Origin of the sequence: Actinoplanes palleronii (genome assembly GCF_016862315.1) — a bacterium.
GTDB lineage: Bacteria > Actinomycetota > Actinomycetes > Mycobacteriales > Micromonosporaceae > Actinoplanes > Actinoplanes palleronii.
On the sequence record NZ_BOMS01000014.1, the window covers coordinates 415,597 to 426,105 of the forward strand.

Genomic DNA, 10,509 nt, shown 5'->3' on the forward strand with positions numbered 1-10,509 from the left:
GCCCCGCCGACGGTACCGTCCCGATCGGCCGGGCACATCCCCTGTGACCGGATCGTGGGGCTTCCTGCGCGAAGCCCGGCGACGCCCCCGCAAATGTTCCGCAACGATGGGAGAGAATCGGACTCGTGCCCGTATCAGATGCAGAGACGTCCCTCGACGCGGCGATCGCCGCCCGGCTCAAGCGCACCACGGACGGACTGGTCGCCGCGATCGTCCAGGAGCACGGCACCAACGAGGTGCTGATGCTGGCCTGGATGGACGCCGAGGCGCTGCACCGCACCCTGACCACCGGCCGGGCCACCTACTGGTCCCGCAGCCGGCAGGAGTACTGGGTGAAGGGCGCCACCTCCGGCCACCACCAGCTCGTCAGGAAGGTCGCGCTGGACTGCGACGGCGACGCGCTGCTGGTGACCGTCGAGCAGACCGGGGCGGCCTGCCACACCGGCACACACACCTGCTTCTCCGCGGAACTCCCGGTATCGGCTCTGGAGGCGCTGTGACAAGCGGCATCGTCAGCCCGGACGAGGCGACGTTCGTCGCATCGGGCAAGCGCGTCGTCCCGGTCACCCGCAAGCTGCTCGCCGACGGCGAGACTCCGGTCGGCGTCTACACCAAACTGGCCGGTGGCCCCGGCACCTTCCTGCTGGAGTCGGCCGAGCAGGGCCTGGCCTGGTCGCGCTACTCGTTCATCGGTGTCCGCAGCGCCGCCACCCTGGTCGAGAAGGACGGGCAGGCCGCGTGGCTCGGCACGCCCCCGGACGGCGTGCCGCTGGACGGCGATCCGGTGGTGGCCCTGCGCGAGACGGTGGCCGCGCTGACCGGCGGCGCCGCGCCCGACGCCGACCTGCCCCCGCTCACCGGTGGCATGGTCGGCTACCTCAGCTACGACCTGGTCCGCCGGTTCGAGCGGTTGCCGTCCACCGCCGCCGTCGACGTGCCGTTGCCCGAGCTGGGCATGATGCTCGCCACCGACCTGGTGGTGCTCGACCACCACGACGGCTCGGCGCTGCTGGTCGCGAACGCGGTGCTGGCCGAGGACGCCGACGACGCGGCCCGCCGCGCGGCCTACCACCACGCGGTCGGCCGGCTGGACGCGATGACCACCGCGCTGTCCCGGCCCACCCCGCCGATGATCTCCACGGTGGAGCGCCGACCGGCCGGCGAGCCGGTCAGCCGTACCGTCCCGGGCGACTACCAGAAGGCGGTCGAGCAGGCCAAGGAGGCGATCCGGGCCGGCGAGTGCTTCCAGATCGTGGTGGCCCAGCGGTTCGAGCGGCCCACCGACGCCAACGCGCTGGACATCTACCGGGTGCTGCGGGCCACCAACCCGAGCCCGTACATGTACCTGCTCCGGTTCGACGACTTCGACATCGTCGGGTCCTCGCCGGAGGCGCACCTCAAGGTCAGTGCGAACCGGACGGCGCTGCTGCACCCGATCGCCGGCACCCGCTGGCGGGGCGCCACCCCGGAGCAGGACGCCGCGCTCGCCGCCGAGCTGCTGGCCGACCCGAAGGAGCGCTCCGAGCACGTCATGCTCGTCGACCTGGGCCGCAACGACCTGGGCCGGGTCTGCGAGCCGGGCAGTGTCGAGGTGCCGGAGTTCGCCCGGATCGAGCGGTACAGCCACGTCATGCACATCGTGTCGACAGTGGTCGGCCGGCTCCGCGAGGACCGGACCGCGTTCGACGCGCTGGCCGCGACGTTCCCGGCCGGCACGCTCTCCGGCGCGCCCAAGGTCCGGGCCATGGAGATCATCGAGGAGCTGGAGCCGACCCGGCGCGGTCTCTACGGCGGCACGGTCGGCTATTTCGGCTTCGCCGGTGACATGGACATGGCGATCGCCATCCGGACCGCGCTGGTCAAGGACGGCGTCGCGTACGTCGGCGCGGGCGCCGGCATCGTCGCCGACTCCGACCCGGTGGCCGAGGAGCAGGAGACCCGGAACAAGGCCGCCGCGGTGCTCGCCGCGATCGCCGCCGCCGAGACCCTGCGCCCGGCGCGATGAACCGCCGTTCGCACCTCGCCGCGATCGCCGCCTGCCTGGCCGGCGCCGGACTGACCCTCTACGCGGTCACCCGGACGTGGTCGCTGACCGTCGAGCACCGCACCGGGCTGACCGACCTGAGCTCCGCGCGCACCGGCGCCGACGCGCAGCCGTGGCTGATCGGTCTCGCGGTGGTCGCCCTGGCCGGTGCCGGCGCGCTGCTGGCCACCCGGGGCCTGGCGCGGCGGGTGCTGGGCGGGCTGCTCACGCTGGCCGGGATCGGCGTCGTGGCCGGCGCTATTTTGGCCCGGACCGGGACGGACGCCGGTGAGGCCGGTGCCGGAGCGGTGTTCTGGCCGGTCGCCGCGGTGCTGGGCGGCGCGGCGATCACGCTGGGCGGGCTGCTCGCCGCGCGGCACGGCCACCGCTGGGCGGCGATGTCCGCCCGGTACGACCGCCCGGCCGCACCCGCTCCCGTGCCGGTGACGACCCGGCCGGAGAGCGCGGAGCTGGCGCCGGCCGACAACCGCGCGGCGTGGGACGCTCTGGACCGCGGTGACGATCCGACCGCTTGAGGCGGTTAAGGGTTTTGTCGCGGGGTAAGTAAGGGATCAGCCGTGGACCGTCGTGGCCACCGTGCGGGACCGGCGGTGTGCCGCGGCCACCGTGCGGCGCGGGTGGGTGGCGACGATGGCGGCAACCGCCCGGCTGGTCTCGGCGCGGGCGACGGCCCGGGCCCGGTCGGCCTCGATCGCGGACCAGGCGTTGTCCCGCGCGGTCCGCACGTTGTCCGAGCCCACCACGGCGCGCTGCACGCCGGTGACGACTTCGGCGGCGATGGCGACCAGCGTCCGGGAGACCTCGGCGAAACCTACGGGAGGGTGCTGATCAGTGGCCATTGGTCGACTCCGCATCATCGTCCGGGTGGCGGCGCCGTCGACGCCGTGGACCAGTCTGCCCGAGACATACGATGCCGGAGCCGTATTTCCGCACGGTGACACGAACGTCAACGCATCGTGGTGTCGGCCGTTCGGAGGAAGTGCCCCTGCACAACGGGGGATGGCTGCTCAACCGGTGTGAGCGAGAAGACAGCCGGACCGGGGCAGCCTGGCATTATGCCCCAGCCCACCTCGTGAGGCGCGCCATACCCCGGAGGGCCGGGGACCGGCCGGACCTCCTAGCATCGGGCGGAAGACACCCGGAGAGGGGAGTCATTACGTGACATCCGATCAGGCGGACGCGGGCACTGGCGGCCCCGCACGGCCGCAGAACGTACTCGAGGAGATCCTCGCAGGTGTACGCGAGGACGTAGCGGCGCGTCAGGCGACGACGCCGCTGGAGAAGGTGCGCGACCTCGCCGCGGCCGCGCCGCCGGCGATCGACGCGTACGCGGCGCTGCGCAAGCCGGGCGTGGCGGTGATCGCCGAGGTGAAGCGGTCGTCCCCGTCCAAGGGTGCGCTCGCCGACATCCCGGATCCGGCCGAGCTGGCCGGTGAGTACGCGGCCGGCGGTGCCCGGTGCATCAGCGTGCTCACCGAGGGCCGCTGGTTCGGCGGATCGCTGGACGACCTGGTCGCGGTGCGAGCCGCGGTCAAGGTGCCGGTCCTGCGCAAGGACTTCGTGGTCTCCAGCTATCAGGTGCACGAGGCCCGTGCGCACGGCGCCGACCTGGTGCTGCTGATCGTCGCCGCGCTGGAGCAGAACGCTCTCGTCGGCCTTCTCGAGCGGATCGAGTCGCTGGGCATGACCGCCCTCGTCGAGGTGCACAACGAGGAGGAGGCGGACCGGGCGCTCGAGGCGAACGCGAAGGTCATCGGGGTCAACGCCCGGGACCTGCGCACCCTCGAGGTGGATCGGTCGGTCTTCGAGCGGATCGCGCCCGGGCTGCCGAACAACGTCGTGAAGATCGCCGAGTCCGGCGTCCGTGGCCCGCACGACCTGATCCGCTACGCCTCGGCCGGTGCCGACGCGGTGCTGGTCGGCGAGGGCCTGGTGACGCAGAAGTCGCCGCGCGACGCGGTGGCCGAGCTGGTCAACGCCGGTAACCACCCGGCGACGCCCAGGCCGGTTCGGTGAGCGCGCCCACTTTTCCGGATCTGGCCGGCCACTTCGGTAAGTACGGTGGCCGGTTCGTTCCGGAGGCGCTGATCAAGGCGCTCGACGAGCTTGAGGCGGCGTACCGGTCGGCCAAGGTCGACCCGGAGTTCCAGGCGACCTTCAAGGACCTGCTGCTCAACTACGCCGGCACGCCCTCGCTGCTCTACCGGGCGAACCGGCTGTCCGAGAAGCTCGGCGCGGAGATCCTGCTCAAGCGGGAGGACCTCAACCACACCGGCGCCCACAAGGTGCGCAACGTGCTCGGTCAGGCGCTGCTCGCCAAGCGGATGGGCAAGCCCCGGGTGATCGCCGAGACCGGCGCCGGCCAGCACGGCGTGGCCAGCGCGACCGCCGCCGCTCTGCTCGACCTCGAGTGCGTGGTCTACATGGGCGAGATGGACACCGAGCGCCAGGCGCTGAACGTGGCCCGGATGCGGATGCTCGGCGCCACCGTGATCCCGGTGACGAACGGGTCCCGGACGCTGAAGGACGCCTTGAACGAGGCGCTGCGCGACTGGGTCTCCACCGTCGACACCACGCACTACCTGCTCGGCACCGCGGCCGGTCCGCACCCGTTCCCGGAGATCGTCCGCGACTTCGTCAGCGGCATCGGGATCGAGGCCCGGCAGCAGTGCCTGGACCAGCTCGGCAAGCTGCCGGACGCGGTCGCGGCCTGTGTCGGCGGCGGTTCCAACGCGATCGGCATCTTCCACGCGTTCGTCCCCGACGAGGGCGTCCGGCTGTACGGCTTCGAGGCCGGCGGCGACGGCGTGGAGACCGGCCGGCATGCGGCGTCGATCACCGGCGGGACGGTCGGCGTCCTGCACGGCAACCGCACCTACCTGCTGCAGGACGAGGACGGCCAGACCATCGAGTCGCACTCGATCTCGGCCGGCCTGGACTACCCGGGTGTCGGCCCGGAGCACGCCTGGCTGCACGACACCGGCCGGGCCAGCTACGAGCCGATCACCGACACCGAGGCGATGGCGGCGTTCCAGCTGCTCTGCCGGACCGAGGGGATCATCCCGGCGATCGAGAGCTCGCACGCGCTGGCCGGCGTCGCGAAACTCGCGCCGCGGCTGCGCGAGGAGCTGGGCCGGACCCCGACCATCGTGGTGAACCTGTCCGGGCGCGGTGACAAGGACGTGCACACCGCCGGCGCCTACTTCGGCATCCTCGACCAGGTCGAGAAGGTCGTCCCGGGGGAGAACACGTGAGCATCGCGGAGACTTTCGCCGCGGCGAAAAAAGAAGACCGCGCGGTGCTGGTCGGCTGCATGCCGGCCGGCTTCCCGACGGTCGACCACAGCATCGAGCAGATGATCGCGATGCACGAGGCCGGCTGCGACGTCATCGAGGTCGAGCTGCCGTACTCCGACCCGGTGATGGACGGCCCGGTGATCCAGAAGGCCAGCGACATCGCGCTGGCCAACGGGGTCCGTACCCGGGACACCCTGAAGATCATCGAGGCGGTGGCGTCGGCCGGCGCCACGGTGGTGCTGATGACCTACTGGAACCCGATCGAGAAGTACGGCATCGACGCGTTCGCCCGCGACCTCGCCGCCGCCGGGGCCACCGGGCTGATCACGCCCGACCTGATCCCGGACGAGGCACAGGAGTGGATCGCCGCCTCGGAGAAGCACCGGATCGACCGGACGTTCCTGGTCGCGCCGAGCTCGACCGACGAGCGGCTGGCGATGACCCTGGGCAACTGCCGGGGATTCGTCTACGCCACCGCGCTGATGGGTGTCACCGGCGCCCGCACCTCGGTCTCCTCGCAGGCGCCCGACCTGGTCGCCCGGATCCGCGCGATCGACCCGGAGCTGCCGATCGGCGTGGGGCTGGGCGTCGGCAACGGTGCGCAGGCCGCCGAGGTGGCCGCGTTCGCCGACGGTGTGATCGTCGGCAGCGCGCTGATCCGCTGCATGCTCGACGCGCCGGACCGGGCCACCGGGCTCCAGCGACTCCGTGCGCTCAGTGCGGAGCTGGCGGAGGGTGTGCGCCGCCGCTGATGGACGGCATCAGCTGGCTGCTGCGTGGCCTCCCGGTGATGACCGGCGAGCTGCCCGGCTTCGACCTCGACGACACTCCGGCCGAGCCGCGTGAGCTGTTCCTGCGCTGGCTCGGCGAGGCGGTCGCGGCCGGCGTGCGCGAACCGCACGTGATGAGCGTGGCGACGGTGGATCAGGACGCGCTGCCGGACGTGCGGGTGCTGGTCCTGCGGGATCTGGACGCCCGTGGCTGGCAGTTCGTCACCGACCGGACCAGCGCCAAGGGCCGTCACCTCACCGCGCACCCGGCCGCCGCTCTCGGCTTCCACTGGCGGGAGCAGGGGCGGCAGATCCGCGTACGAGGACATGTTTTTGATCTTGGGGTGTCGGTCGCGGCCGACGACTTCCTGGCGCGGTCCCCGGCGGCCCGTCTCGCGTCGTTGAGCAGCGCGCAGAGTGACGTGATCACCGATCCGGAGAACGAGGGTCTGGCCCGGTCCGAGGCGCAGCGCCTGATCGACGAGGATCCCGGCTTCGTGCCCGCCGGCCACGTCGTCTACGCGCTCGACCCGGTCAGTGTGGAGTTCTGGCAGGGCGACGCGTCCCGCCGGCACGTGCGCCTGCGGTACCGCCGCTCCGCCGATGAATGGATCAAGGAACGGCTCTGGCCCTGACCGGCCGATCGAGCCGAAATCATCGGCTCACCCGGGGCATTGCCAACCGGCGCGACGACGGTAGCGTGTGCACCCGTGAACTACGCCCTCATCCCCAGTCCCGCCACGTCGGTGTGGCACCTGGGCCCGTTCCCGGTCCGGGCCTACGCGCTCTGCATCATCGCCGGCATGGTCGTCGCCACGCTCCTGATGGAGCAGCGGTTGCGGCACCGGGGCGTGGCCCCGTGGGTGTCGCTGGACATGGTGGTGTGGGCGGTGCCGTTCGGCATCGTCGGCGCCCGGATCTACCACCTGATCACCTCGCCGCAGGACTACTTCGGCTCCGGCGGTGACCCGATCCGTGCGCTCTACATCTGGGAGGGCGGCCTAGGCATCTGGGGCGCGGTCGCCGGTGGCGCGCTCGGCGCCTGGATCGCGGCCCGCCAGATCGGCCTGCCGCTGAGCGTGTTCGCCGAGGCCCTCGCCCCGGCGCTGCCGGTCGCCCAGGCCATCGGCCGGTTCGGCAACTGGTTCAACAACGAGCTGTACGGCAAGGTCACCACGCTGCCGTGGGGCCTGCAGGTGCACGAGATGGACTCGGCCAACCCGGGCCACGCCACGATGATCGACGGCGAGGCGACCACCCTGCCCGACCTGTACCACCCGACCTTCCTCTACGAGGCGGTCTGGGACCTCGGCGTCGCCGGGCTGGTCTGGCTGCTCGACCGGAAGTACAAGTTCGGTCGCGGGCGGGCGTTCGCGCTGTACGTGATGGCCTACACGGCCGGCCGGGTGTGGATCGAGATGCTCCGCACCGACGAGGCGAACCACTTCTTCGGCATCCGGATCAACGTCTTCGTCTCGCTGGTGGTCTTCATCGGCGCGGCGATCTACTTCATCGTCAATCGCGGCCCGCGCGAGTACGTGGTGCCGATCGACGCACCGGAGACCGCACCGGAGCCGGCCGCCGAGAGCGACATCTCCTCGGTGGACGTGTCCGCGGAGTCGAGCACCCCGAAGCTGCCGACCGCGTACCAGGTGGTCAGTGAAGAGCGGTTCCGGGCCTACCAGAAGACCGGCGTGCTGCCACCGGCCGACGTCGACGCTTCCGTCGAGGATGCGGATGCGGTGCCGGATGCCGAGGACACCGAGTCGGTGACCAGCCCGGCCGGGCCGGTGGTCACGGCCGAGAGCGACGACGAGGCCGCCGACCGGCCCGCCGGCGAGCGCTGACCGGCGAGTCCCGGACGAGGGCGGCGGGCATGCGTACGGCCGTGGTGGTGGGCGCGGGAATGGCGGGTCTGGCCGCGGCCGGCGCGCTGTCCCGGTCCGGATGGCAGGTGACGCTCCTGGAGCGCGCCGAACGGATCGCCGCGGCGCCCACCGCCGTGGTGCTCTGGCCGAACGGCCGCCGCGCCCTGGACGCGCTGCACCCGGACGGCGGCTGGTCGGCGATCGCGTCCCCGCTGCCGGACGGCGGAGTGCGCCGCCCGGACGGTCAGTGGCTGGTCCCGCCGCGCGCCCGGCCCGGCGCGGGCGGCCCGGCCCCGGCCGTCGCCCACCTGGAGGACATGTACGACGCGCTGGTCGCGGGCCTCGGCGACACCGAGGTCCGCACCGGTTTCGAGGTCACCACGGTGCGGACCGGCCGCCGGATCCGCCCGGCCTGCGGTGACGGCCGCACCATGATCGAGGCGGATCTGATCGTCGCCGCGGACGGCATCGACAGCCGGGTGCGCGCGGTGCTGGCCCCCGAGTCGGTCGCCGTCGGCTCCGGCTTCTCCGCCTGGCAGGCCGTCATCCCGGGGTACCGGATGCCGCGTCTCACCGAGGACCGTGCGCTGGGCGGCGAGACGCTCGGCGCCGGATACCGGTTCGTGGCTCTCCCGCTCGGCGCGCACGCGGCCGGCAAGGGCGGCATCTACTGGGTGGCCACCGCGGCCGGCGCGCCGCGCCCGGAACCGGCCGCCACCCAGCTGGCGCTGCTGCAGCGCTGGTTCGCCGGGTGGCACGAGCCGGTCGCCGAACTGCTCGCGCTGACCCGCCCGGAGGAGCTGATCCCGCAGGGCGTCCGGGAGTTGCGGCCGCTGCCGCGGACGTACGCCTACCCGTCCGGCCCCGGTGGCGTGCTGCTGATCGGTGACGCCGCGCACGCCATGCCGCACCACCTCGGCCAGGGCGCCTGCCTGGCGTTCGAGGACGCCGCCACGTTGCGCTCGCTGCTCGCCGACGCGGCGCCGGGCGACGCGCTGACCGGCGCGCTGGAGAGCTACACCCGGCTCCGGCAGCCGCGCACCACCACGGTGGTCCGGCAGAACCGGCGGATGTCCGCTGTGGTGCAGGCCCGGGGGCGGCTCGCGCTGCGGGCCCGGGACGCGGCGCTGAACCACATGCGCCCACGCATCCTCGGCCGCACGCTGGACCCGGTCTCCGACTGGTCCCCGCCGGAGTAGCCGGCGCCGCCGGGTGCCGGGCTGGTCCCCAGGGGTGTGTCGGGGCCCGCGAGGCACCCCTGACGGCCAGCCGGGGGACTGCTGCTTTCGGTCACATCATGGGACGGACGGGTTCGTCATCGTGATTTCACTCGTTCGATACAGGTGACCACTCCCGGCGGAAACCGCGGGTCCGCTCTCGATCGGTAATGAGCGGAAACGGTTTCGGCACTTACGTCGTACCAGATGATGGGAAGTGTGAGGGATTCGCGTGAGCCGGTCAGAGCGGGAGAGCGGCCGGCTCCGCGACGCAGGCGGTGCCGATCCGGCGGAATCCGACCCGGGTGTAGAGCCGGGCCACGTCGTCGTCGCCGGCGGACAGGAAGATCAGGTGGACCCCGCGGTCCAGCAGCCGGCGGGCCAGGGTGGCGGTGAGCTGGGAGGCATAGCCTCGCCCGCGCGCCGTCGGCAGCGTCGCCACGCCGGCGATCTCGGCCACCTCGCCGACCCGCATGCTGGTGCCGGTCGCCACGATGCCCTCGCCGTCGGCCTCGACCACCACGGTCTCGTAGTCGCCGCTGTCCAGCGTCAGGCGGGTGTGCCGGATCACCTCGTCGCTGAGCCCGAGACCGGCCGTGGCATCCCGCTCGGACGGCCCGGCACCCTCGATGAGCAGGGTTTTCTCGGCGGATTCCAAGGCTGATCGGTACGCCGGAGCGGCGAACGCGAGCTGCGCCACGGCACGGGAGGCGCTGAGGTCGGCGGCGAATCCGGCACCGGCCGGGTCGAGCGTGCGGATCTCCCCGCCGGGCACCGGCAGGTCCGGGACCAGGGCCTGCGGGTCGAGCCGGAGCAGTGGCGCGAGCAGCGCGTCCAGGCCGGCCGAGCGGGCCACCGCGAGCAGGTCGGGGGTGGTCTCGTGCACCCATTCGAGCGTCTCCGGCACGCCCAGGTCGCGCTGCCGGCGGCGGACGTCGAGCAGGTCGCCGGTCGTCGGGGCCGGTGCGCCGAGCCGGGGCCGGGCGTAATACGGCCAGCCCTCGCCCTCGCGGACGAAGAGCACCAGCGACCCGATCTCCTCGATCCGGGCCCAGGGGCGGGGCAAAGCGTCGTAGAACTGTTCGAGCCGGTCGAAGAGGTCGGAATCCGCTCGCGCCATCGCGCGAGACTACCGGTCGCCGGTTGGGCTGTGCTATTCAGTTCGTCCACGCAGAGCCGAGTCTGCGTTAAGCAGAGCCCTCCCCGGAGCCAGGTGTGATCAATCCGCACCTGGCGGAGATCGGTGTCTCTTACCGTAGACTCGAGAGACTTTGCAGGGCCGACGTCGTCCCGACCTTGATGTGAAACACCAGA

At 72.4% G+C, this 10,509-nt stretch carries 11 protein-coding genes; 9 read left to right on the forward strand and 2 right to left on the reverse strand.

Going from position 1 to position 10,509, the window contains the following annotated elements; genetic code table 11:
- Window positions 1-125: 125 nt before the first annotated feature.
- From hisI to Apa02nite_RS05695, 3 genes are read left to right on the forward strand one after another with little or no spacing between them, the layout of a single operon-like run.
- Window positions 126-500, forward strand: a complete 375-nt coding sequence (gene hisI, locus Apa02nite_RS05685) for a phosphoribosyl-AMP cyclohydrolase (protein WP_067704365.1) — start codon at window positions 126-128, stop codon at window positions 498-500.
- The gene (locus Apa02nite_RS05690; RefSeq protein ID WP_203824108.1) at window positions 497-2,005 is read left to right on the forward strand and encodes an anthranilate synthase component I; all 1,509 of its coding nucleotides are present in this window, start codon (window positions 497-499) and stop codon (window positions 2,003-2,005) included. The genes hisI and Apa02nite_RS05690 overlap by 4 nt, the downstream gene beginning before the upstream one ends.
- Window positions 2,002-2,559, forward strand: coding sequence for a Trp biosynthesis-associated membrane protein (locus tag Apa02nite_RS05695; RefSeq protein ID WP_203824109.1), 558 nt, complete (start codon window positions 2,002-2,004; stop codon window positions 2,557-2,559). The genes Apa02nite_RS05690 and Apa02nite_RS05695 overlap by 4 nt, the downstream gene beginning before the upstream one ends.
- Window positions 2,560-2,595: 36 nt before the next feature.
- Here Apa02nite_RS05695 and Apa02nite_RS05700 read toward each other — a convergent pair whose 3' ends face one another.
- A complete protein-coding gene (locus Apa02nite_RS05700) occupies window positions 2,596-2,883 on the reverse strand; it encodes a hypothetical protein (protein ID WP_203824110.1) in 288 nt (95 codons plus the stop codon).
- Between the two features lie 319 nt (window positions 2,884-3,202).
- Here Apa02nite_RS05700 and trpC point away from each other — a divergent pair, with 319 nt between their 5' ends.
- The 6 genes from trpC to Apa02nite_RS05730 all read left to right on the forward strand — a co-directional run bounded on the left by trpC (window position 3,203) and on the right by Apa02nite_RS05730 (window position 9,177).
- Window positions 3,203-4,060: an indole-3-glycerol phosphate synthase TrpC gene (trpC, locus tag Apa02nite_RS05705; protein ID WP_067704354.1), complete on the forward strand. Its 858-nt coding sequence runs from the start codon at window positions 3,203-3,205 to the stop codon at window positions 4,058-4,060.
- Window positions 4,057-5,298, forward strand: a complete 1,242-nt coding sequence (gene trpB / locus Apa02nite_RS05710) for a tryptophan synthase subunit beta (protein WP_203824111.1) — start codon at window positions 4,057-4,059, stop codon at window positions 5,296-5,298. The genes trpC and trpB overlap by 4 nt, the downstream gene beginning before the upstream one ends.
- Window positions 5,295-6,092, forward strand: coding sequence for a tryptophan synthase subunit alpha (gene trpA / locus Apa02nite_RS05715; RefSeq protein WP_203824112.1), 798 nt, complete (start codon window positions 5,295-5,297; stop codon window positions 6,090-6,092). The genes trpB and trpA overlap by 4 nt, the downstream gene beginning before the upstream one ends.
- Window positions 6,092-6,745: a pyridoxine/pyridoxamine 5'-phosphate oxidase gene (locus tag Apa02nite_RS05720; protein WP_203824113.1), complete on the forward strand. Its 654-nt coding sequence runs from the start codon at window positions 6,092-6,094 to the stop codon at window positions 6,743-6,745. The genes trpA and Apa02nite_RS05720 overlap by 1 nt, the downstream gene beginning before the upstream one ends.
- Before the next feature lie 75 nt (window positions 6,746-6,820).
- A complete protein-coding gene (gene lgt / locus Apa02nite_RS05725; RefSeq protein ID WP_203824114.1) occupies window positions 6,821-7,957 on the forward strand; it encodes a prolipoprotein diacylglyceryl transferase in 1,137 nt (378 codons plus the stop codon).
- A gap of 29 nt (window positions 7,958-7,986) precedes the next feature.
- Window positions 7,987-9,177 (forward strand): FAD-dependent oxidoreductase, encoded by a 1,191-nt coding sequence (locus Apa02nite_RS05730; protein ID WP_067704344.1) that lies wholly within the window; start codon window positions 7,987-7,989, stop codon window positions 9,175-9,177.
- A gap of 259 nt (window positions 9,178-9,436) precedes the next feature.
- Here Apa02nite_RS05730 and Apa02nite_RS05735 read toward each other — a convergent pair whose 3' ends face one another.
- On the reverse strand, window positions 9,437-10,315 hold the full coding sequence (locus Apa02nite_RS05735; protein WP_203824115.1) for a GNAT family N-acetyltransferase: 879 nt from the start codon (window positions 10,313-10,315) through the stop codon (window positions 9,437-9,439).
- Window positions 10,316-10,509 lie beyond the last annotated feature (194 nt).

Bases quoted from the DNA above. Each gene is read 5' to 3' on its own strand.
- Apa02nite_RS05695 (WP_203824109.1), top strand. From the start codon at position 2,002: ATGAACCGCCGTTCGCACCTCGCCGCGATCGCCGCCTGCCTGGCCGGC.
- Apa02nite_RS05700 (WP_203824110.1), bottom strand. From the start codon at position 2,883: ATGGCCACTGATCAGCACCCTCCCGTAGGTTTCGCCGAGGTCTCCCGG.
- Apa02nite_RS05720 (WP_203824113.1), top strand. From the start codon at position 6,092: ATGGACGGCATCAGCTGGCTGCTGCGTGGCCTCCCGGTGATGACCGGC.
- Apa02nite_RS05730 (WP_067704344.1), top strand. From the start codon at position 7,987: ATGCGTACGGCCGTGGTGGTGGGCGCGGGAATGGCGGGTCTGGCCGCG.
- Apa02nite_RS05735 (WP_203824115.1), bottom strand. From the start codon at position 10,315: ATGGCGCGAGCGGATTCCGACCTCTTCGACCGGCTCGAACAGTTCTAC.